Annotated in this window: 16 protein-coding genes; 6 read left to right on the top strand and 10 right to left on the bottom strand. The window is 73.4% G+C overall.

Annotated elements, in window-relative coordinates; translation table 11 throughout:
* Positions 1-22: 22 nt before the first annotated feature.
* The 5 genes from ACQUFX_RS10040 to ACQUFX_RS10020 form a co-directional block, all read right to left on the bottom strand.
* On the bottom strand, positions 23-1,840 hold the full coding sequence (locus ACQUFX_RS10040; RefSeq protein WP_428965727.1) for a SpoIIE family protein phosphatase: 1,818 nt from the start codon (positions 1,838-1,840) through the stop codon (positions 23-25).
* A 315-nt stretch (positions 1,841-2,155) separates the two neighbouring features.
* The gene (locus tag ACQUFX_RS10035; RefSeq protein ID WP_428965726.1) at positions 2,156-2,749 is read right to left on the bottom strand and encodes an RlpA-like double-psi beta-barrel domain-containing protein; all 594 of its coding nucleotides are present in this window, start codon (positions 2,747-2,749) and stop codon (positions 2,156-2,158) included.
* 273 nt (positions 2,750-3,022) lie between these two features.
* Positions 3,023-5,410: an ATP-binding cassette domain-containing protein gene (locus ACQUFX_RS10030; RefSeq protein WP_428965725.1), complete on the bottom strand. Its 2,388-nt coding sequence runs from the start codon at positions 5,408-5,410 to the stop codon at positions 3,023-3,025.
* Between the two features lie 41 nt (positions 5,411-5,451).
* A complete protein-coding gene (locus ACQUFX_RS10025) occupies positions 5,452-5,865 on the bottom strand; it encodes a VOC family protein (protein ID WP_428965724.1) in 414 nt (137 codons plus the stop codon).
* Between the two features lie 5 nt (positions 5,866-5,870).
* Positions 5,871-6,320, bottom strand: a complete 450-nt coding sequence (locus tag ACQUFX_RS10020; protein ID WP_428965723.1) for a helix-turn-helix transcriptional regulator — start codon at positions 6,318-6,320, stop codon at positions 5,871-5,873.
* Between the two features lie 406 nt (positions 6,321-6,726).
* On the opposite strand from ACQUFX_RS10020, the gene ACQUFX_RS10015 reads away from it, so the two are divergent.
* Positions 6,727-9,546 (top strand): M36 family metallopeptidase, encoded by a 2,820-nt coding sequence (locus tag ACQUFX_RS10015; protein ID WP_428965722.1) that lies wholly within the window; start codon positions 6,727-6,729, stop codon positions 9,544-9,546.
* 85 nt (positions 9,547-9,631) lie between these two features.
* Here ACQUFX_RS10015 and ACQUFX_RS10010 read toward each other — a convergent pair whose 3' ends face one another.
* Positions 9,632-10,801, bottom strand: a complete 1,170-nt coding sequence (locus ACQUFX_RS10010; protein ID WP_428965721.1) for a hypothetical protein — start codon at positions 10,799-10,801, stop codon at positions 9,632-9,634.
* A 226-nt stretch (positions 10,802-11,027) separates the two neighbouring features.
* Between ACQUFX_RS10010 and ACQUFX_RS10005 the strand changes: the two genes are divergently transcribed.
* Positions 11,028-11,777 (top strand): ABC transporter permease, encoded by a 750-nt coding sequence (locus tag ACQUFX_RS10005; protein ID WP_428965720.1) that lies wholly within the window; start codon positions 11,028-11,030, stop codon positions 11,775-11,777.
* A 41-nt stretch (positions 11,778-11,818) separates the two neighbouring features.
* Here ACQUFX_RS10005 and ACQUFX_RS10000 read toward each other — a convergent pair whose 3' ends face one another.
* Positions 11,819-13,462: an LLM class flavin-dependent oxidoreductase gene (locus ACQUFX_RS10000; RefSeq protein ID WP_428965719.1), complete on the bottom strand. Its 1,644-nt coding sequence runs from the start codon at positions 13,460-13,462 to the stop codon at positions 11,819-11,821.
* A gap of 80 nt (positions 13,463-13,542) precedes the next feature.
* On the opposite strand from ACQUFX_RS10000, the gene ACQUFX_RS09995 reads away from it, so the two are divergent.
* Entirely contained in the window at positions 13,543-14,067 is a 525-nt protein-coding gene (locus tag ACQUFX_RS09995; protein WP_428965718.1) for a MarR family winged helix-turn-helix transcriptional regulator, read from the top strand.
* 219 nt (positions 14,068-14,286) lie between these two features.
* A complete protein-coding gene (locus ACQUFX_RS09990) occupies positions 14,287-14,982 on the top strand; it encodes a hypothetical protein (protein ID WP_428965717.1) in 696 nt (231 codons plus the stop codon).
* Between the two features lie 293 nt (positions 14,983-15,275).
* Here the strand turns inward: ACQUFX_RS09990 and ACQUFX_RS09985 are convergent, their stop codons facing one another.
* The 3 genes from ACQUFX_RS09985 to ACQUFX_RS09975 all read right to left on the bottom strand — a co-directional run bounded on the left by ACQUFX_RS09985 (position 15,276) and on the right by ACQUFX_RS09975 (position 20,144).
* Positions 15,276-16,751 (bottom strand): RICIN domain-containing protein, encoded by a 1,476-nt coding sequence (locus ACQUFX_RS09985; RefSeq protein WP_428965716.1) that lies wholly within the window; start codon positions 16,749-16,751, stop codon positions 15,276-15,278.
* A 50-nt stretch (positions 16,752-16,801) separates the two neighbouring features.
* Complete coding sequence (locus ACQUFX_RS09980; protein WP_428965715.1) at positions 16,802-18,277, bottom strand: pectinesterase family protein; 1,476 nt, start codon at positions 18,275-18,277, stop codon at positions 16,802-16,804.
* A gap of 403 nt (positions 18,278-18,680) precedes the next feature.
* Positions 18,681-20,144, bottom strand: coding sequence for a helix-turn-helix transcriptional regulator (locus tag ACQUFX_RS09975; RefSeq protein ID WP_428965714.1), 1,464 nt, complete (start codon positions 20,142-20,144; stop codon positions 18,681-18,683).
* Positions 20,145-20,272: 128 nt separating this feature from the next.
* On the opposite strand from ACQUFX_RS09975, the gene ACQUFX_RS09970 reads away from it, so the two are divergent.
* Positions 20,273-20,443 carry a putative ATP-grasp target RiPP gene (locus tag ACQUFX_RS09970; RefSeq protein WP_083979189.1) on the top strand — a complete coding sequence of 57 codons (171 nt, stop codon included), beginning with the start codon at positions 20,273-20,275 and terminating at the stop codon, positions 20,441-20,443.
* A gap of 63 nt (positions 20,444-20,506) precedes the next feature.
* Positions 20,507-21,571, top strand: a complete 1,065-nt coding sequence (locus ACQUFX_RS09965) for an ATP-grasp domain-containing protein (protein ID WP_428965713.1) — start codon at positions 20,507-20,509, stop codon at positions 21,569-21,571.
* Positions 21,572-21,585 lie beyond the last annotated feature (14 nt).

Raw genomic sequence — 21,585 nt, 5'->3', positions numbered from 1 at the left:
GCTGTCGCGGGGACCACGACGGTCACGCCTCGTCGGGGACGCGGAGGGCGAGCAGCGCCACGTCGTCCTCGTGGTCGGTGGCGGGCACGGCGGCGAGGACGCCGTCGACCAGGTCGTCCAGGGGGGCCGTGGCGTGCCCGGCCAGCACCCGGTGCAGCCGGACGGTCATCTCGTCCGGTGACCGGTCGCGGCGTTCGAGCAGCCCGTCGGTGTGCAGCAGCAGCGTCGCACCCGCCGGCAGGACCGTGCTCCGGGTGGTGCGGTGGGTGAGCCGCGTGACGCCGAGCAGCGGATCGCGGCCGGTGAGCGGGCGTACCTCCCCGTCGGTCGTCACGACCAGCGGCGCCGGATGCCCGGCGTTGGACCAGCTCACCGTGACCGGCTCGCCGTCGTGGTGGGTCAGGTGCGCGACGAGCGCGGTGGCGATGGTGCGGGCCCCGAGGGCGAAGTTGGCCTGGTCGAGGCGGCGCAGCAACGCCGACGGCGGCTCGTGCCGGTCGATCAGGTAGCCGCGCAGCATCGAGCGGAGCTGGGACATCTGGGCCGCCGCGTGCAGGTCGTGCCCGGTCACGTCGCCGATGACCAGGCTCAGCGCCCCCGTACCGGTCACCACGACGTCGTACCAGTCACCGCCCACCTGGTCGAGGCTGTGCGCGGGCTGGTACCGGGTGGTGATCTCCAGGCGCTCGACGGTGGGCAGCGGGGTGAGCATCGCCCGTTGCAGCGTCGCGGCGGCCTGCACCCGGTCGGTGAGGTGCCGGGCGCGCTGCATCGCCTGGCTGACGTAACCGGCGACGCTGACGATCACCGCCTGCTCCTCGACGTCCGCCGGACGGGGCTGCTCCCAGGCGATGTTCAACGTCCCGATGATCCCGGCGAAGCCGAACAGGGGAGCGACGACCAGCGCCTGCCAGCCCGCCGCCTCCGCCGTGTCCCGCAGCGTCGGGTACGCCGCCAACAACTCGGCGCGGTCCGTGCAGAACAGCAGCCGGCGCTCGCGCAGCACGTCCGCGAGGGGCCCCGGCCCGTCGGCGGGGAAGCGCGCCCACGCGGACACCGCCGCCGGCAGGCCCTCGGCCCCGAACACCGTCACCCCGCCGTTCTCGTCCCGCAGCGCGACGCTGACGTGCACCGCCGTGAACTCGCCGACGACCAGGTGCTGCGTCGCCGCGATGACGTCGGACACGGTGACCGTGCCGGTGAAATCCTGACTCGCCGCGAGCAGCAACTGGCTGCGCCGCAGGGCGGCGTTCACCCGCGCCGAGAACGTCCGCGCCACCGCCTGTGCCTGCCGCTGGCCGGTCAGCGCCTCCTCGGCCCGTGCCGAGGCGACCCGTGCCCCCAACAGCACCGAGCAGGTCGCCGCCAGCTCCGTCAACAACGCCAGCTCCGGGTCGCTCCACTCGCGTGGCCGGTCGTCGATTGCGCACAGGGACCCCAGCACGTGGCCCGTCTCGCCGATCAGCGGCATCCCGGCGTAGGCGACGACGCGCAGGTCCTCGATCGCCGGGCTGTCGCAGACCCGCGCGTCGGTCCGGGCGTCCGACACGACCAGGGGCTGCCCGGTGCGGACCACCCGCTGGCAGAAGGAGTGCGTCAGGGGCGTCGTGCGGTCCTGCTGCCACGGCGGCGCCAACCCCACCGCGCCGGGGAAGAACTGCCGGACGTCGTCGACCAGGGACACCAGCGCCACCGGTACCGCGAGCACCCGGGCGACGAGTCCCACGAACCGGTCCAGGGCCGCGTCCGGCACCGCGTCCAGCCCGGTCGCGCGTACCGCCGCCACCCGGGCCGGCTCCTTCGCGTCCCCCGCACCGACCGCCACGCCCCGCACTCGCACCCACCTCACCGTACCCGCCGGGCATGCCCCGCAGGCGCCGGTCGACCACCCCGTCCGCGCCGCCCAGGGGCGGCGGCCACCCGTCGTGGCCTGCCCGCAGTCTAGAAGGCACCCCGAACCGTCGACGCGGCCCCGACCCACCCGTGGCCGTCACCCACGGTCGTCCCGGGCCGCCGGGACCCGGGGTGCGGCCCCGCCTCGGCCCACCCGCCACGATGGTCGCGCCGGCCTGCGGGCCGGCGGGGGAGCCCGTCGCCACCCCGGTCGCGCCGGCCCGCGCGCACGACGGGCCCGGACCCGTCGTGGGTGCCCCGGTCAGCTGATCCGCTCGACCACCGCCCGCCGGACCACGAACCTGCCCGGCTCCCGGACCTGCTCGAACGCCGCGTCGTTGAGCAGGACGCAGCTTCCGGACGGGCTGGTCACGGTGACCGTGACGCTCTTGTCGTTGTCCAGGTTCGTGACCTTGAGCCTGGTGCCGACCGGGAAGGTCCCGCTGGACGCGGCCGGCCCGGCGGCCTCGTTGAAGAGGGTGACCGTCGAACCCCGGCAGACCACCTCACCCGCCCCGGTCCCGCCGTCACCCGTCCCGCCGCCGGTCGCCCCGTTCCCGCCCGGCGCGGTGGTACCGGCTCCGGCGTCGGCCGGTGGGGTGGCCGGCCGGTCGGGGGCCGCGGCCCGGACGTCGGCGGTGCAGCCGGCGGCGGTCCGGCGCTGCTGGATGAGGTCGACCACGGCCTGCCGGTTGGCGATCCGGTCGGCGGAGAGCGCGTCCGGGTCGGCCTGCTGGCCGGCGATGAAGGTGAGGTTGTTGCGCAGCGCGGTGTCCAGGCCGGCGCAGTTCTCGCCCGCGTTGCCCAGCCCGGTGCCGACGGCCACCGCGCCACCGGCCAGGGCCGCCGCGGCCACGCCCAGGACCACCTTCCGGGCCCGGCCGCCTCTCCCGCCTCGCCTGTTCATGCACCGCTCCCTCACTCGTCCGCTGCCCGGTCGCAGCCACCGGGTAGTACGGGGACGGACGCCGGGCGGATCGGTGCGGCCGGGGCGATTGTCACGCCGACGCGGGATCGGGCCCGGGAAAGCGGTCTCCGACCGCAGCGGGTCACCGTGCCCCGACGGACCGCAGCGCGCGCCGGCGGCGCGGGCACGCGGGGTCGACGCACGGTGACCGCCCGGGGCCGGTCAGCCGCCGACGTAGGCCGCGAGGTGCTCGCCGGTGAGGGTGGAACGGGCGGCGACGAGGTCGGCGGGGGTGCCCTCGAAGACGATCCGGCCACCGTCGTGGCCGGCGCCGGGACCGAGGTCGATGATCCAGTCGGCGTGCGCCATGACCGCCTGGTGGTGCTCGATGACGATGACCGACCTGCCGGCGTCGACGAGCCGGTCGAGCAGGCCGAGCAGGTGCTCGACGTCGGCGAGGTGCAGACCGGTGGTCGGCTCGTCGAGGACGTAGACGCCGCCCTTGTCGCCCATGTGGGTGGCCAGCTTGAGCCGCTGCCGCTCGCCGCCGGAGAGCGTGGTGAGCGGTTGGCCGAGGGTGAGGTAACCGAGCCCGACGTCGGCGAGCCGGGTGAGGACGGCGTGCGCCGCCGGGGTGCGTGCCTCGCCGGCCCCGAAGAACTCCTCGGCCTCGGCCACCGACATCGCCAGCACCTCGCTGATGTCCCGGCCACCGAGGTGGTGCTCCAGGACCGCGGCCTGGAACCGCTTGCCCCCGCAGACCTCGCAGACGGTGGCGACGCTGGCCATCACGCCCAGGTCGGTGTAGATGACCCCGGCGCCGTTGCAGTTGGGGCAGGCGCCCTCCGAGTTGGCGCTGAACAGCGCCGGCTTCACGCCGTTGGCCTTCGCGAACGCCTTGCGGATCGGGTCGAGCAGCCCGGTGTACGTCGCCGGGTTGCTGCGCCGCGAGCCGCGGATCGCGCCCTGGTCGATCGAGACCACCCCCGCCCCGGCGGGGATCGAGGAGTGCACGAGCGAGCTCTTGCCGGAGCCGGCGACGCCGGTGACCACGGTCAGCACCCCGAGCGGGATGTCGACGTCGACGTCACGCAGGTTGTGCGCGGTCGCGCCGCGGATCTCCAGGGCGCCGGTGGGCGTGCGTACCTTCTCCTTGAGCGTGGCCCGGTCGTCGAAGTGACGGCCGGTGGGGGTGCCGCTGGCCCGCAGCCCCTCGACGGTGCCCTCGAAGCAGATGGTGCCGCCCGCCGTACCGGCGCCGGGGCCGAGGTCGACCACGTGGTCGGCGATCGCGATGGTCTCCGGCTTGTGCTCCACCACCAGCACCGTGTTGCCCTTGTCCCGCAGCCGCAGCAGCAGGTCGTTCATCCGGGCGATGTCGTGCGGGTGCAGCCCCGCGGTGGGCTCGTCGAAGACGTACGTGACGTCGGTGAGCGAGGAGCCGAGGTGGCGGATCATCTTGACCCGCTGTGCCTCCCCGCCGGAGAGCGTGCCCGACGGCCGGTCGAGCGAGAGGTACCCCAGCCCGATCTCCACGAACGAGTCCAGGGTCCGCCCCAGCGTGGTGAGCAGCGGCGTCACCGACGGCTCGTCCAGGTCGCGGACCCACGCGGCGAGGTCGCTGATCTGCATCGCGCAGGTGTCGGCGATGCTGAGCCCCCGGATCTTCGACGACCGGGCCCCCGCGTTGAGCCGGGTCCCGCCGCAGTCGGGGCAGGTGGTGAAGACGACCGCCCGGTCCACGAACGCGCGGATGTGCGGCTGCATCGCCTCGCGGTCCTTGGACAGGAAGGACTTCTGGATCTTCGGGATCAGTCCCTCGTACGTCAGGTTGACGTTGTCGACCTTGATCTTGGTCGGCTTCTTGTACAGGAGGTCGTCCAGCTCCCGCGTGGTGAACTCGCGGATGGGCTTGTCCGGGTCGAAGAAGCCGCAGCCGCTGAAGATGCGGCCGTACCAGCCCTCGACGCTGTAACCGGGAACGGTGAGCGCGCCCTCGTTGAGCGACTTGCTGTCGTCGTACAGCGCGGCCAGGTCGAAGTCGCTCACCCGGCCCATGCCCTCGCAGCGCGGGCACATGCCGCCGGTGATGGAGAAGCTCCGCCGTTCCTTCGTCGTGCTGCCGCCGCGTTCGATGGTGACCGCGCCGGCACCGCTGATCGAGGCGACGTTGAAGGACAACGCCTGGGGCGAGCCGATGTGTGGCTGTCCGAGCCGGCTGAACAGGATGCGCAGCATCGCGTTGGCGTCGGTGGCGGTGCCGACCGTGGACCGGGCGTTGGCGCCCATCCGCTCCTGGTCGACGATGATCACGGTGGTCAGCCCGTCCAGGACGTCGACCTCCGGCCGGGCCAGGTTCGGCATGAAGCCCTGCAGGAAGGCGCTGTACGTCTCGTTGATCATCCGCTGCGACTCGGCGGCGATCGTGCCGAAGACCAGCGAGCTCTTGCCCGAGCCGGAGACCCCGGTGAAGACCGTCAACCGGCGCTTCGGGATCTCGACGCTGACGTCCTTGAGGTTGTTCTCCCGCGCGCCCTGCACCCGGATCAGGTCGTGGCTGTCGGCGGCGTGCGGCTCAGGGGACCGCGTGGTCCTCGGGGCCCTGCTCATCGTTGCTCCAAGTGGGTCGTCGGGCCGTCGGCGCGGCCGGTTCAGCGCAGTTCCTGGATCCGGATCATGTTGCCGGCGGGGTCGCGGACGGCGGCGTCGCGGATCCCGTACGGCTGGTCGGTCGGCTCCTGGACGACCTCGGCGCTGTCGGCGGCCTGGAGCCGCTCGAAGGCGCCGTCGAGGTCGGCGGTGGCCAGGACGACACTGGCGTAGGTGCCCTTGGCCATCATCTCGGCGATGGTGCGACGTTCGTCGTCGGTGATGCCGGGGTCGGCGGCCGGCGGATGCAGGACGATCGAGGTGCCGGGCTGGCCGGCGGGCCCGACCGTGATCCAGCGCATGCCGCCGTACCCGACGTCGTTGCGGACCTCGAAGCCGAGGGTGTCGCGGTAGAAGGCCAGGGAGGCGTCCGGGTCGGTGTGCGGCAGGAAGCTGGCGTGAATGGTGACGTCCATGGCAGTCAGGCTAGTTTCAGGCCGGTGACCTGCGCTTCTCGATTCCTGATCGGTCTGGTCACCTGCTTCGTGACGCACGACGGCAGCTCCGCCGTCGCCGGGCGGCTCAGGCTCCGGTAGGTGCTGGGCGGCACCCCGACCAGTTCGGTGAACCGGGTGCTGAAGGTGCCCAGCGAGGCGCAGCCGACCGCGAAACAGACCTCCGTGACGCTGAGGTCCCCCCGCCGTAGCAGCGCCATCGCCCGCTCGATGCGCCGCGTCATCAGGTACGCGTACGGTGACTCCCCGTAGGCGAGGCGGAACTGGCGGCTGAGGTGTCCGGCCGACATGTTCACGCCCCGGGCGAGCGCCTCGACGTTCAGCGGCTGCGCGTACTCCCGGTCGATCCGGTCGCGGACGCGGCGCAGCCGGGCGAGGTCGCGCAGGTGCGGGGCCGCGGCGGGGGTGCTGGTCACCTGCCACATGATGCCACTCCGCTCCCCGGCGCGTCCGCTCTGCCCCGTTCTGCCCCTCCGGCCGGCCGTCCCGCCCGGGTGGACCGGTGGTGACCTGCCGTGCTGGTGCCGGGCCGGACGGCCCCGCCGTCGGCGCGCGGCGGTGCTGCCACCAGGCGGTCTGCCGCCGCCGGCCGGCCCGGCGTCCAGCGACAGACGTAGGGGTGGTAGATGGAAATATTTAAACATCCGTCGGATGATCAGCCCGTGACCTGCACCGTAGCGTCGATGCAATTCACCCCGCACCGGCTCGATTGCGGATCGTAACGACCGGGCGGGCGTTGCGGGACGATCCGTGACGGACCGCTCCGGCGGTGGTGGATCGGCGCTCCATGCTGTCTTTTCCGACCCCCAAGAAGGAGCAGCGGTGCCCCTCCGACCCTTCCCCCTCCGTGGCCGCCGCGACCTCGCGTTGCTGCTGTCCACGACCCTCGTCGTGTCCCTGACATCCGTGGCCGCGACGCCGGCCGCGGCTGCCCCGGACGATCCCGCCCCATCGAACCCGATCTTCCTCACCGGCCCGAACGAGGGCAGCCCGGAGGAGATCGCCATCCGGTACCTGCGGGGGAACCCCGCGCAGCACGGCGTGACCACGGCCGACGTCGGTGACCTCGCCGTGCTGTCCAGCTACACCAGTCGCCACAACGGCGTCACCCATGTCAACCTCGTCCAGCGCTACCAGGAGCGGGAGGTGTTCGGCGCCGCCGCCACGGTCAACATCGCCCGGGACGGCAGCGTCGTCTTCGTCGGCGACAGCCTCGTCTCCGGCCTCGCCGTCAGCCCCTCCGGCGCCGCCGACCTCGACGCGGTCGACGCGGTGGAGGCCGCCGCCGACGCGCTCGACCTGGCCGCGCCGAAGAACCCGCGGGTGATGAGCCGCGCGGGCGGCGCCGCCCAGCGCACCGTCGTCAGCGGCAGCGGCATCTCCGACGAGCCGATCCCCGCCAAGCTCGGCTGGCAGCCCACCGAGGACGGGCTGCGGCTGGCCTGGCAGGTCGTGATCGACGACTCCTCCGACAGCCACCTCTGGAACGCCACGGTCGACGCGAAGACCGGTGACCTGCTCGACGCCGAGGACTGGACCACCCACGACGAGAAGCACGACCTGCACGACACCCTCGGTCAGCACGTCGCCGGCCGGAACCTGGCCGCCCCCAGCACCGTGCTCGGCTCACCGGCGCCGGTCCAGGACGGGTCGAGCTACCAGGTCTTCGGGTACCCGACGGAGAGCCCCAACGACGGCCCCCGGACCACGGTGACCAACCCGGCGGACAGCCTCGCGTCGCCGCACGGCTGGCACGACACCGACGGTGTCCCGGGCCCGGAGCACACCACCACCCAGGGCAACAACGTCCACGCCTACCAGGACCAGGACGCCAACAACCAGCCCGACTTCGGCAGCAGCCCGGACGGCGGCCCGAGCCTGACCTTCAACTTCCCGCTCAACCTGGGCGAGCACGCGCAGAGCTACCGGGACTCCGCCACCGCCAACCTGTTCTACTGGAACAACATCATCCACGACGTCTCCTACCGCTACGGCTTCGACGAGGCGTCCGGCAACTTCCAGGTGAACAACTACGGTCGGGGCGGCACCGGCGGCGACTACGTCCGCGCCGAGGCCGCCGACGGCGCCGGCACGAACAACGCCAACTTCTCCACCCCGGCCGCCGACGGCGGCACCCCGCGCATGCAGATGTACCTGTGGCCGGGCAACCAGTTCGGCGCGCAGAACCAGGTCGTCGTCGACGGCGTGGGCTCGTTCGACGCCTCGTGGGCGCGGTTCAGCCCGGCCCCCACGACCACCGGCCTGCCCGGACACCGGTTCGTCTACGGCGGCACCGGCTGCGCCGCCTCGTCGTACCCCGGCCCGCTGCCGACCGGCGGCTGGATCGCGGTGGTCGACGGCGGCACCACCGCCTGCACCTACCTGCTGCGGACCCAGGTCGCCGAGTCCCTCGGCGCGAAGGCGGTCGTGGTCGCGCACAACGCCACCGGGGCCGCGCCGGTGCTGACCGGCGCCATGACGGCCGCGCCGGTCACCATCCCGGCGGTCGCGGTGACCCAGGCCGACGGGGCCGCCCTCAAGACCGCGATCGCCGACGGCACCGTCACCGGCTCGCTGCGCAAGCACCCCAGCCACCCGGGTATCCGCGACGGCGACCTCGACGCCGGCATCGTCATCCACGAGTACGGTCACGGCATCTCGCTGCGGCTCACCGGCGGGCCGGGCATCAACTGCCTCACCGGCAACGAGCAGATGGGTGAGGGCTGGAGCGACTTCTTCGCGATCAACACGCTGCTCGACCCGCGGCTCGACACCGCCGAGGGCACCCGTGGCCTGGTCCCGTACGTCCTCTACCAGGAGGACCGGAGCGGCAACGGCCTGCGCCCCCGGCCGTACTCGCGCGACATGGAGAAGCAGCCGTTCACCTACGACAGCATCAAGACCGGTGGCTGGCTGAACGGCACCTCCCTGGCCGCCCCGCACGGCATCGGCCACGGCTGGGCCGCCGTGCTGTGGGACATGACCTGGGACCTCATCGACAAGCACGGGGTCAACCCCAACGTCTACGGCCCGTGGAACAGCGGCGGCAACAACCTCGCCATGCAACTGGTGATGGATGGGCTGAAGATGCAGGGCTGCGGCCCCGGTTTCGTCACCGGCCGCAACGCCATCATCGCCGCCGACGCCGCCCTCACCGGTGGCGAGAACGCCTGCACCCTGTGGGCCTCCTTCGCCCGCCGTGGTCTCGGCTACAGCGCCGTCCAGGGCACCACCAACCGGGACGACAACACCGAGGCCTTCGACACCCACCCGTCCTGCGGTGGTGACTTCCTAAACCGCGCCGCCCAGCCGGCCCTCAACACCGTCAAGGCCGGCAGCGCCGCACCGATGAAGTTCAAGCTGGCCACCAACCGTGGCCTGGACATCCTGGCCAGCAACTCGCCGTACTCCCGCCTGGTCGACTGCGACACCCTGCGGACCGTCAACCCCGACGGCTCCGTCACCCCCCGGCCCACCCCGGTCGCCGCCGTCAGCCCGGGCAACTCGGGCCTGTCGGCCAACGCCAACGGCCAGTACAACTTCGTCTGGAAGACCGACGGAAGCTGGGCCGGCACCTGCCGTGAGTTCGTCCTGACCCTGGACGACGGCTACCAGTACCGCTCGTACTTCAAGTTCACCTGATCGGACCACCGGCCCCGGCCGGAGCCAGGGGAGCGTCCCGCGCGCCACGGGACGCTCCCCGTTCCGTTGACCGGCCCCGGCGGGGTCACCGGGGCGGCGGCCCCGGGGCGCTGTCGGTGACCAGGGCGTGGCAGGCCGCCCGGTCGTGGGGCAGCCCGGCGTCGCGGAAGGCCAGGCCGACGCTGCCGTTGCGGGAGTCCCACAGGCCGGCGTTGTCGACGAGCGCGCCGAGGTAGCGACGCTGGGCGGGGGACAGCGGGTCGTCGGTGCGGCCGGCGAAGAGGGCGCGCAGCAACGCTCCCCAGTCGCCACCGACGGTGTACGGGCTGGCGATCGGGGCGACGGCGAGCGCCGCCGGCAGCAGGCGGTCGGGGTCGTCGACCCGGGCGACCGCCGCGGCGACGAGCGCGAACCGGATCCGGGTGTGGATCTGGGGCGGGCGCTGGGTGAACCAGTCGTCGGTGGCGGCCGGGTCCGCCAGGGCGGTGAGGATCTCGGTGGTCGCGACCGGGTCGTCGGCCAGCGCGGGCGCCAGCGCGGCACAGGCCCGCACCCCCGGATGCGGGTCGTCCAGGTAGGTGCGCGGTGCGAGGCCGAGCTCGCCCATGGCCAGGACGAGGGCGGCCCGTTCGTCCGGCCCCGCCCCGGCGGCCAGGGCGTCGAGACGCCCCGCGAGCGTGGCCGTCCCGGTCGGGGCGGTCAGCGCCGGGCGGCAGGCGCTCACCGTGTGCGCCGCCGCCGCGCGAACCGCCGGTGCGGGGTCGGACAGCGCGGCCGTGGCCGCGTCGAGCACGGTGGGGACGACGGCCCGGCAGCCCAGCACGGCGCGGGCGTACAGCGCGTTGGCCAGCACCTCGTCGGCGAAGACCTCGTCCTCGTCGCCCGCGTCGAGCGCGGCGACCAGGGCGGCGTCCACGTCGACGCCGGCCGGATCGGCGAGGTCGGCGAGCTCGGGGGACGACCGGCCGCTCTCGGCGACGGCCGCGAGGAAGCAGAGCAGGTCCGCCCGCAGCGCCGCGTCGGCGGCTCCGGAGAGGCGCGGATCGCCGACCAGCGCGGCGACGGCGGCAGCGGCGGGCGGCGTCGCGGTCCACGGTGTGCCCTGGTGGATCACGGCCGACCAGAGGTGCCCCAGCGCCGCGTTCCGGCTGGCCGTGTCGCCGTCGGCGAGCGCGGCCAGGTGCCCGGGGGTGTCGGTGGCCCGGCCGTACGCGTGCAGCAACGTGGCGAACCGCCCGCTGTCGATGTCGGTCACGCGGGGAACCTACCGCCCGGGTACGACACCGGCCGGGGCTCAGGCGGTGCCGGGCGATCAGGCGCCGGGGACCAGATCGTCGCGTGACCCCGCACAGCGGCCGGCGGCCCCACGACTCCTGACGCCCCTACGGGTGCGGGTGCGGTCCACGCGGGACGCCGCCCGCCGCTGGTCCGATTGTCGGGTCCCGGCCCGCGCCGCGCCCGGGGGAGGAGAGACTGTCGGGATGTCCTCGACGATGCTGGTGGTCGGTCCGAAGCTGGCGGTGGCCCTGGTCGTGCTCACCGCCGCCGCGGCGGCGGTGACGACCCTCGGCCGGCTGGGGCACGGGCGGCAGATCGCCGTCGCGGCGGGCCGGGCCGCGGTGCAACTGGCCGCCGTGTCGCTGCTGATCGCCGCGATCGTGGCCTCGCTGTGGGCCACCGCCGCCTTCGTGGTGGTGATGTGCGCGGTGGCGACGGTCACCTCCGCCCGCCGCGTCACCGGGAGCCGCCGGGACTGGTGGGTGGGAGTGCCGATCCTGGTCGGCAGCCTGTCGGTGGTGGGCGGGCTGCTGCTGGCGGGGCTGGTCCCGCTGCGCGGGATCGCGATCATCCCGGTCGCGGGCATCCTCATCGGCGGCGCGATGACCGCCACCTCGCTGGCCGGGCGGCGGTCCCTGGACGAGGTCGCCACCCGGCGCGGCGAGGTCGAGGCGGCCCTCGCCCTGGGCCTGGTGCCCCGGGACGCGGTCCTGCTCGTCTGCCGGCCCGCCGCCGCCCAGGCGTTGATCCCGGCGCTCGACCAGACCCGCACGGTGGGCCTGGTGACCCTGCCCGGCGCCTTCGTCGGGGTGCTGCTCGGCGGCGCGAGCCCGCTGGCCGCCGGGATCACCCAGTTGTTCGTCCTGGTCGGCCTGCTCGCCGTCGAGGCGGTCGCCGTCGTCCTGACCGTCGAGCTGGTGGCCCGGGGCCGCCTGCGGGCCGCCGCCGGGTGACCCCGGCCCAGGGTACGCCGGGTCGGCGGGGGCCGCCGGGGTCAGTGGTAGCTGAGGCGGGCCAGCGGCTCGACGAGTTCGCGCTCCTCGTAGGACAGGTGGGACAGCAGGGCGTCGGTCAGCAGGTCGACCGCCGAACGCAGGCCACGGATGTCGCCGTCCCCGCTGACCAGCGCCACCAGCGCGCGGTCGACCGCCTCGATGACACCGTGGATGACCCGGTGCTCCTCCTCCAGACGCCGGGTCACCGGCCCCAGGCGGGGGTCGGCGCGGCGCAGGTGGGGCAGCATGGTGGCGTCCTCGATCGTGTGGTGGGTGGTCACCACCCGGCAGTACGACTCGCAGTAGGCGCCGAGGGTCCAGTTGTTCTGCCGCAGGGTCATCTCGTTGAGGTGCGACCGGGCGACACCCAAGTCGAGCGCGCCGGCCTCGACCTGGTCGACCAGGTCACGGAGCTGGGTCAGCTCCTGCCGCAGGTGGTCGTGCACGTCGATGAGGTGCTGGCCCTGGGCCCGTTCCCGCGCCGAGTAGGTACGGCCCCGCTGCGGGGCCGGTCCGGTGGGTCGGCTGCCTTCGTCCCAGGCGGCGGTGTCGCTGTGCCGCTTGCCGTCGTCGGGGGTCGGCGTGACACCGAGGCCGGGGATCTCCCGCGCCACCGCGCTGTCCGCGGGCCCGCCGCCCGACCCGCCGCCGTCCGGGTGCCCGGATGCCCCGGTACCGGTCGACGACGTGACCCGGTCCGGCCGGGCGTCCGGTGCGGTGCCCGGTCCCGCGCCGTCGGCGGCCGTCGGCACGGTGCCGGCGCGCGCCGCGTCGACCAGCTCGCGGACCCTCGGCGCGACCTCGGCGCCGAAGCGCTGGATGTCGGTCGGGTCGTCGCTGCCCAGGATGAACCCGGTGACGCCGTGCACCAGCGTGAGTTCGGCCAGCCGCTCGGCCCAGTCCTCGGGTGAGCCGCTGACGCCGCCGGAGCCGCCCTGGCCGAAGGTACCGGTGATGTTGAGCAGCCGGCGCACGTCGGCGGGGGAGCGGCCGGCGCGGCTCGCCGCCTCGTCGATGATCGCGTTCAGCTCCGGCAACCGGTCGACCTCGAGGTAGCCGAGGCTGGGCAGCCAGCCGTCGGCGAGCCGGCCGACGAGCCGGAGCATCCGGGGCTTGTAGGCGCCGACCCAGATGCCGATGTCGTGGGCCGGCAGCGGCCCCACCTTCGCGCCGGTGACCCGGTAGTGGTCGCCCTCGACCCTGACGGTGCGGCCGGCCTGCCCCCAGAGCGCCCGGATGATCCTGATCGCCTCGTCCAGGGCGACCACCGCCTCGGCCGGGGTCCGGTGTGGGCCGCCGTTGGCGACGATCGCCTCCCAGAAGGCCCCGGCGCCCAGGCCCAGCTCGACCCGTCCGCCGCTGAGCAGGTCGAGGCTCGCCGCCGAGCGGGCGAGCACCGCCGGTGGGCGCAGCGGCAGGTTGGCGACGTTGGGTGCGACGCGCACCCGCTCGGTGCGCGCGGCGATCACCGACAGCAGCGTCCAGGTGTCGAGGAAGGCCGGCTGGTACGGGTGGTCCTGCACGGTCACCAGGTCCAGCCCGACCCGCTCGGCGAGCTGGGCCAGGGCCACGACCTCGTCGGCGCGCTCGGCCTGCGGCGTGAGGAAGGAACCGAACAGCAGCTCGTGCCCGTGGTCGGCCATGGTGGCACCTCCGAAACCTGGTTGATGCGTCAACCATATCGCGGTTGGATGACACGTCAACCAATGGCTATCGTCACACCATGAAGACCCACCCGCTGACCGCCCGGGAACAGCGCGCCTGGGAGGGGTACCGGCGCATGCAGGGCCTGCTGGCCAGCCACCTCAACCGTCACCTGCTGAGCGAGACGGGACTCTCCGACGCCGACGTCGTCATCCTCGACGCCCTGCTCGCCGCCCCCGATCACCGGCTGCGCAGCCTCGCCCTGCGCTGTGAGGTGCAGTGGGAGAAGAGCCGCCTCTCCCACCACCTCGCCCGGATGCAGCAGCGTGGGCTGGTGTCGCGTGAGGAGTGCCCGGAGGACTCGCGGGGCGCGGTCGTCCGGCTGACCGACACCGGCCGGGCCGCCGTGACGGCCGCCGCCGGTTACCGGGTCGCCGCGATCCGGTCGTACCTGCTCGACCTGCTCACCCCCGAGCAGGTCGACACGCTCGGGGACATCAGCGAGGCGGTGCTCGCCCGGCTCGCCCGGGAGGACCCGCACCGCCATGCGATCGCCGAACTGGCCCGACCCGACCCGGGAGTCCGACCGCACCCGGGAGTCTGACCGCACCCGGGAGCCTGGCCGGGCCGGCCGCCGCCGCTGGCGGGCCCCGGGTCGACGGGCGGGACCGCGCAACCGGTGACGACAGTGGACACCCGGCGGCCGTGCCGCGCGGGCGGTATAACCTGCGGCGGCGAGGGTACGTGGATCAATGGCTGCGGGTACGCGGACACGGAAACCGCCCCCACCGCCACCGGACCGCCGACAAACAAGGAGTGCCGGATGTCGATGCGTAGATGGCTCGCCGGTGCGGGCGTGCTGGTGCTGACCAGCCCCATGGTGGCGTGCGCGGACGGCACGTCGCCCGACGACACGGGCGCCTCGACACCGACACCGACCGCCACGACCTCCGCCGACCCCGCCCTTACCGACTCCGCCACGCCCCCGGCCGGCAGCCCGTCGCCGACCGGCGCCGCGTCGCCCTCGCCCCGGCCCACCGCGACCTCCGGCGCCGACCCGGTGCTGTCGGGCACCCGGCAGGTCACCATCGTCCGGGTGGACGCGTTCGAGTCGGGACTGACCCTGACCGACGAGGGCCGACTGGGCGAGGCGGACGGCGACAGCGGCCGGCAGTTGTTCGTCCCGGCACCGCTGACCGGCGGGAAGTTCCTGATCATGTCGTACCGTGGGGCCGGTGGTGGGCCGGGCACCGGCGAGCCGGTCTGCTGGCAGGCGCACAACCCGCAGGACACGCGACCGCTGACGGTGCGGGGTGCCACCTGCGACGAGGGCGACGCGGGCCAGCAGTTCACGATCGCCCCGGCCGCCGGGGGCGACCGCACCTACCAGATCAGCAACCGGTCGGCGTACCTGCGGTACTCCGCGCAGTCCGGGCTGATCCTCGAAGAGTTGGGGGACGCCGAGCCGTCGAGCGGCTTCCGGTTCAACGACAACGGCCCCGCGCCCGACCGGGAGTGACGCACCCGACCGCACGTACCGCGTCCGCAGCCCCCGGGGCCCGGCCGCACCCGAGTGCCGGGCCCCACCCCTGCACGGGGCCGCACCCGTGGGCCCGGCCCACCCCGACACCACCGGGCTGCGGGACGCCGGCCAACCCGTCGGTGTCGGGCGGTGGGCGCACGCGGCCACCACCTCACAGACGGGCGACACGGCCCGGCATAACCAGAATCCGCCGAGAATCCCGACCAGCGGTATCGACCCGGGGTGGCCCGCCCGTCGGCGCGGGCGGGCCACCCGTTCTGGTGCCGGTGTTACTGGCCGATGGTGGCCTGGGGACCGGCGTGGGTGCGTAGGAGGGCGGGGACGTCGGCGGCGGGGTGCAGGGTGTAGGGATAGAAGCTGGCGGGGTTGAACGCGGAGCCGCTGGACTCGCGGCGGCCGCTGCTGTTGACCACGACGTTGCCGCTCTGGCGCAGTTCCGCCCCGGAGTCGCGGTAGTAGGGGTTGGTGACCCGGTCGAAGTAGCTGTTCTCCAGGACCATCTTCGTGGTGCCCCGGGAGTGGTTCCCCGAGCGGGCGTTCTGGAGGTAGTTGTTGTAGAGGTGGGCGTAGGCGACGTTGTCGGTGCTGGGGACGCGGGAGTTCACGTCGCGGAACCAGTTGTGGTGGATGGTCATGCGGGACGTGACGTTCTCGGTCCAGCCGATCCCGAAGGTCTTGTTGGCCTCGGAGATGATGTTCCAGGACACGGTCAGGTTGGTGGTGTCCTTGCGGCTGTCGATGGCGCCGTCGTTCATCCGGGTGATGTGGTTGTGGTCGATCCAGATCCGGTTGGCGGTGTCCATCTGGATGCCGTCGTAGTCGAAGTCCTTGTCGTCCGGGTCGTCCTCGGCCATCCGGGTGTCGCGGATGGTGAGGTTGCGGATGATGACGTTGCTGGTCCCGGCGCCGAGGAAGAACCCGCCGTTGACGATCTGGCCGCTGGTGCCGACGCCGACGACGGTCTTGTTCGAGGCGATCGGGATCTCCTTGCCGTAGGGGCGGATCGTGATCGCGGTGTTCACCCGGATGGTGTGCGCGGCGCTGGCCGAGGCGTACCGTTCCAGGTCGGCCTGGTTGGAGACGGTGACCGTGGTCCCGCCCGCGCCCCCGGTGGTCCCGGCCGCCCCGGCGAACCCGTCCGCCGTGTTCGAGTACGGCACGCTCGGTGGGTTGGTGGGTGGGGTGCCGGTGGTGGGGTTGAAGCGCCATTGCATGCGGGCGATGTCGGCGCAGGGTTCTTGGACGATGGGGTTGTTGCCGGCGGTGGAGCCGTCCTTGTTGCTGATGCAGAGTCCGTTGGAGGCGCTGCGGATGAGGTAGCGGTCGGTGGTGGCGGTGGAGGGGGTGAAGGTCCAGGTTTGGTTGGGTTGGGCGTGGCAGCTCCATTGCCAGAGTTGTTCGCCGTGGGTGGTGGAGGAGTAGGGGACGTCGGCGCAGCGGCTGCTGTTGATGTTGGTGAGGCCGTAGCCGTTGTTCTGTGTGGTGACGCGGAACTGTTGTTCGCGTGCGGTGCTGGCGCAGGCGACTTGGGTGAGGAGGGCGGCGTTGCCGGTGGCGGCGCCGTGGACGGTGATGCATTTGCCGCTGGAGGCGCTGGTGAGGGTGTAGACGCCGGTGTTGACGGGGGGTGCGGCGGTGGATGGTGTGGCGGTGGTGACGATGCCGATGATGGCGGCGGGTACGGCGGTCAGGACCGCGCCGAGCGCGGCCAACCGCGACCGCCGGAGGGCACGTGTCGTGTTCATGGAGTCTCCGGGAGGGTTGGTGGTGGGGTGCTGGTGTCCGGGGGCGCTGCTCACATCGGGTTCCAGCCGTCGCTGCCGGCCAGGTACCGCTGCGGCGTGTAGTTGGCCGCCTGGGAGTCGCTGAGCTGCGGGCGGTTGCCGTTGACCGCTGCGCCGGAACCGGTGTTGCGGTACTCCAGGAACCGGGCGTTCTGCCAGGTCGAGTCGCCCATGTTGGTCCACGGCTGGGCGTTGCGCACGGTCCCGCCCAGGTTCGACTCCCGGTACAGCACCTGCGCGCCCTGCCGCCACGGCCGGCCGAGGTTGGTGTTGTTGCTCCCGGTGCCGGTGATGGTGGACCGGTAGAACAGGAACCCGTACGTCTTCGCCGCGTCCGTGCTGGCCGCCGTGATCGTCCCGCCGCTCGAGCGCTTCTCGTGGATGGTGGACCGGTCGAAGACGATGGTGCCGCCGCCGAAGATGAAGTCGACCGTGCCCTCCACGTAGGAGTTGACCACGTACCCCCGGGTCCGGTCGTTGACCAGGAAGGTGTCCTGGTCACCGAGGAGCCGGACGTTGCGCAGCACCGCCCGGTCCGCGTTGAGGTGCAACGCGACCGCCTGGTGCCCGCTGCTGGCCGAGTTCTCGTCGAAGTCGTTGGAGATCGTCAGGTTCTCCGCGACGAAGTTCGCGCCGTCGACGAACATGCTGGCGCTGCCCGAGGTGCCGTGGGTGCCGGCGGAGTTGTTGAAGACCAGCACCGTGTTCGCCGGCCCCGACCCCAGACCCCGCAGGGTGATGTGCGGCTTGTTCGAGGGGACCCGGACGACCTGCCGGTAGGTGCCCGGCTTGATGGTGATGGTGACCCGCTGGCTGTTGTTCGCCGGCACCGCGTCGATGGCCGCCTGGACCGTGCGGTACTGCCCGCTACCGTCCGCCGCCACCGTCGGACTGCCCGACGGCGGGGTCGTCGGTGGGTTGGTGGGTGGGGTGCCGGTGGTGGGGTTGAAGCGCCATTGCATGCGGGCGATGTCGGCGCAGGGTTCTTGGACGATGGGGTTGTTGCCGGCGGTGGAGCCGTCCTTGTTGCTGATGCAGAGTCCGTTGGAGGCGCTGCGGATGAGGTAGCGGTCGGTGGTGGCGGTGGAGGGGGTGAAGGTCCAGGTTTGGTTGGGTTGGGCGTGGCAGCTCCATTGCCAGAGTTGTTCGCCGTGGGTGGTGGAGGAGTAGGGGACGTCGGCGCAGCGGCTGCTGTTGATGTTGGTGAGGCCGTAGCCGTTGTTCTGTGTGGTGACGCGGAACTGTTGTTCGCGTGCGGTGCTGGCGCAGGCGACTTGGGTGAGGAGGGCGGCGTTGCCGGTGGCGGCGCCGTGGACGGTGATGCATTTGCCGCTGGAGGCGCTGGTGAGGGTGTAGACGCCGGTGTTGACGGGGGGTGCGGCGGTGGATGGTGTGGCGGTGGTGACGATGCCGATGATGGCGGCGGGTACGGCGGTCAGGACCGCGCCGAGCGCGGCCAACCGCGACCGCTGGACGAGTTTCCTCATGGTTCCTACCTGCTCAGGGGACGGTCGTCGCCATGCCGGCGACGCGGGCGGTGACGGCGCGGACCCGTCGGCGGCGGCGGTCGCACCATCGGTGGTGGTGGCCGGCGTCGGGGGTGGGCGCCGGCACGCGAGCGGGCGGTTCGCGCCCCCTCGGGTTACAGACGTGTTAATGGGCAGCGGATAACGAGAACCGGCAAGAATCTTTCGTCCATCGATGTCGCCAGGTGACGGTGCAGGGCGGACCGTCTCGACGCGCCGCACCGTGAACAACCGGTGACGGCTCGGGGCGGCTCAGGGGCGGAAGGTCCGGACCACCTGAGCCTCGACCGGCAGGCCGCCCGGACCGCACCCTGACGTCGGAACCTCACGCCGGGCGAGCGGGCGCGCACCGGCGGGGGTGACCCTAGCCGGGGTGTCCCCGCCGGCCGGCCAGCTCGGTCCGGTTGCGGACACCGAGCTTGCGGAAGATGTTGCCGAGGTGGAACTCGATCGTCTTCACCGAGACGAACAGCCGCTGGGCCGCCTCGCGGTTGCTGAGCCCGTCGGCGATCGCGAGGGCGACCCGGATCTCGGCTCCGGTGAGCGCCGGTTCGCCCGTCCGGACCGTGAACGCCGTCGCCGGCGCACCGGCCCGCAGCGGGACCACCTCCCGGGGTGGCGCGACCCGGGGCAGTGCGGCCCGGGGCGGCGCGGCCGGAGGCCCGGCGAGCGCCCGCAGGTCGGTGAGGACCAGGGCGAGCATGCCGGCGGCTCCGGTCTGCGCGTAGCGCGCGCTGGCCTGTTCGAGGAGCCGGGCCGCCTCGCCGCGCCGACCGGCCCGGGCCTGGTGGGCGCCGAGCAGCCAGCCGATCCGGGCCGCCAGCAACCGCTCGACCGGCCGGGTGAGCCGGTCGAGCGCCGCCGCCAGCCCGGCCACCGTGGCGGGCGCGTCGGGATCGAGGATCCAGGCCCGCCACGCCGGCAGCACCGGCCCGCCCGGCCAGCTCACCGGCGGGTCGCAGACGGCGGCGAGCAGCCCGGCGGCCACCTCGGGACGCCCGGCCAACGCGTGGTGGGTGGCAAGCTCCCAGCGGTGCTCGTGGTCCAGCCCCGCCGTCACCCCGGTCTCCGTCGCGACCATCAGGCCGAGCAGCCCGACCCAGCCGTCCAGGTCGCCCCGGGCGAAGGCCAGCGCGGCCGTGCACTCGGGCAGGTGCCGGGCCACCCAGGCCGAACCGACCTGCGCGGCCAGGCTCCGGGCCTCGTCCAGGCGGGCGGCCGAGGAGTCCAGGTCACCGCGCAGCGCCTCCACCTTGGCCAGCCACGACGTCGCCTCGGCCTGCACGTCGAGCCGACCGGAGAGCGCGGCCAGCCGCGCCGCCTCCCGCAGCTCGACCTGCCCCCGGACCAGGTTGCCGGCCCAGGAGTCGCCGAGGCCGATCAGCGCGAGCATCCGGGCCCGGTCGCCGGCGTCGAGGTCGAGCGCCTCGACCAGCGGGGCGAACCGACGCGCCTCGTCGGGGCGCATCAGCGTCATCACGCTGGTCAGCGCACACTCGACCAGGATCGGATCGGCACCGAACGGGTTGTCGTCGAAGAGCCGGACGGCGGTGTCCAGATGCGTGGCCCCGTCGAGATGCGTGGCCCCGTCGGGGAGCCGGGCCCGGGTGGCCACCACCCCGGCCAGCGTCCGGTAGATCAGCTCCACCGGCGCCGACCCGCTCGCGTCGCGCAGCCGTTGCGCCCGCGCCACCAGCGGGATCATCTGCCGGCCGTCGGCGGTGCGGGACAGGGCGAGGAAGGCCCGGAAGACCAGGCGCGCCGCCTGTTCCGGGTCGACGCCGTCGGCCTCGGCCAGCAGGCGTTCGGCCGCGAGTTCGGTGGACACGGCGTGAGCGTAGAACCGGGGACCAAGCCTAGGGATAACCCCGGTGCCGGCCCACCCGCCGCGCCCCGACACTGCAACGGCCCGGCTGCTTCCGCCGGGCGTCGCACCACGAAGAACAGAGGTACGCCATGAAGCGCAAGCCCGTACAGATCGACACCATCCCGGCCGACGGTGTGGAGCTGGCCGACGACCAGCTCGCCACGATGCTCGGTGGTCTGCCGCGCAACGGCGCCGGGTCGTCCAAGACCATCGACGACATCCCCGGTGGCGGCCGGCCGGACACCGACAGCGACTTCTGACCCGTCACCACCGGCGACCCGTGCCCCCGCGCGGGTCGCCGCTGGTCCGGCCGGAACAGCACGATGATTCTCATCCTGACCTCCCCCGACGACGTGCACGCCGACGCGGCCGAGCGGGAGCTGCGCCGTCGCGGCGCCACCTGGGTCCGGTTCGACCCCGCCGACGTACCCGCGCGGGCGTCGCTGTCGGTCGGCATCCGCGACGGCCGGCTGACCCGCACCCTCGTGCGCGGCCGCGCCCCGGGCGGCCGCGGGCCGGCCGACCGTCCCGACGCCCACCGGCGCGGCACCGACCATCCCGACGCCGGTCGTCCCGGTGCCGGCCGCGAGAGGGTCGACCTCGACGCGGTCACCGCCGTCTGGTTCCGCCGTCCCGGGGTCCCCGTCGCCCCCGCCCACCTCACCAGCCCCTACGCCGACTTCGTGGTCGCGGAGAGCCGGCAGTTCGTCACCGACGTCTGGGAGACCCTCGACGTGCCGGCCCTGCCGGCGCCCCGGCCGGTGGTCCTGCGGGCCCAGCACAAGGTCCGGCAGCTCCAGCTCGCGCTGCGGGTCGGCTTCGACCTGCCGGCGACCGTCGCCGGCAACGACCCCGACGCCGTGCTCGACCTGTTCAGCCACACCGGCGGCCGGCTCAACTCCAAGCAGGTCGGCCTCTCCACCATCGGCGGCGACCTGCTCCGCTTCACCGAGCCGGTCACCCACCGCGACATCGCCCACGTCGACGGCGCGCGGCACTGTCCGTTCATCGCGCAGGCCCGGGTGCCCAAAGACGTCGAGCTGCGGGTCACCGTGGTCGGCGACCGTGTCTTCACCGCCGCCATCGACTCGCAGCGCTCCAACCACGCCCGCCACGACTGGCGGCGGCAGGACGGCCGCAACACCCCGATGCGCCCGTACCCGCTCCCCGACGACGTCGCCGCGCGGTGCGTGGCGCTGACCCACCGGCTCGGCCTGCGGTACGGCGCCCTCGACCTGATCGTCACCCCCGACGGCCGGTACGTGTTCATCGAGATCAACCCCACCGGCCAGTACCTGTGGGTCGAGGAGGAGACCGGGCTGCCGATCACGGCGGCCGTGGTCGACCTGCTCACCACGGCCGCGCCCGCCCCCGGAGACCCCGCATGACGACCCTCGACCCC

Origin of the sequence: Micromonospora fluostatini, assembly GCF_050410825.1 — a bacterium.
Taxonomy (GTDB): Bacteria; Actinomycetota; Actinomycetes; order Mycobacteriales; family Micromonosporaceae; genus Micromonospora; species Micromonospora rosaria.
This window is presented reverse-complemented; position numbering and strand designations above follow the sequence as displayed.

Excerpts from the sequence above, each read along its gene's own strand:
- ACQUFX_RS09965 (WP_428965713.1), top strand. The coding sequence starts at position 20,507 with ATGATTCTCATCCTGACCTCCCCCGACGACGTGCACGCCGACGCGGCC.
- ACQUFX_RS10000 (WP_428965719.1), bottom strand. The coding sequence starts at position 13,462 with ATGGCCGACCACGGGCACGAGCTGCTGTTCGGTTCCTTCCTCACGCCG.
- ACQUFX_RS10030 (WP_428965725.1), bottom strand. The coding sequence starts at position 5,410 with ATGAGCAGGGCCCCGAGGACCACGCGGTCCCCTGAGCCGCACGCCGCC.
- ACQUFX_RS09970 (WP_083979189.1), top strand. The coding sequence starts at position 20,273 with ATGAAGCGCAAGCCCGTACAGATCGACACCATCCCGGCCGACGGTGTG.
- ACQUFX_RS09980 (WP_428965715.1), bottom strand. The coding sequence starts at position 18,277 with ATGAGGAAACTCGTCCAGCGGTCGCGGTTGGCCGCGCTCGGCGCGGTC.
- ACQUFX_RS09990 (WP_428965717.1), top strand. The coding sequence starts at position 14,287 with ATGTCGATGCGTAGATGGCTCGCCGGTGCGGGCGTGCTGGTGCTGACC.
- ACQUFX_RS09995 (WP_428965718.1), top strand. The coding sequence starts at position 13,543 with ATGAAGACCCACCCGCTGACCGCCCGGGAACAGCGCGCCTGGGAGGGG.
- ACQUFX_RS10005 (WP_428965720.1), top strand. The coding sequence starts at position 11,028 with ATGTCCTCGACGATGCTGGTGGTCGGTCCGAAGCTGGCGGTGGCCCTG.
- ACQUFX_RS10025 (WP_428965724.1), bottom strand. The coding sequence starts at position 5,865 with ATGGACGTCACCATTCACGCCAGCTTCCTGCCGCACACCGACCCGGAC.
- ACQUFX_RS09985 (WP_428965716.1), bottom strand. The coding sequence starts at position 16,751 with ATGAACACGACACGTGCCCTCCGGCGGTCGCGGTTGGCCGCGCTCGGC.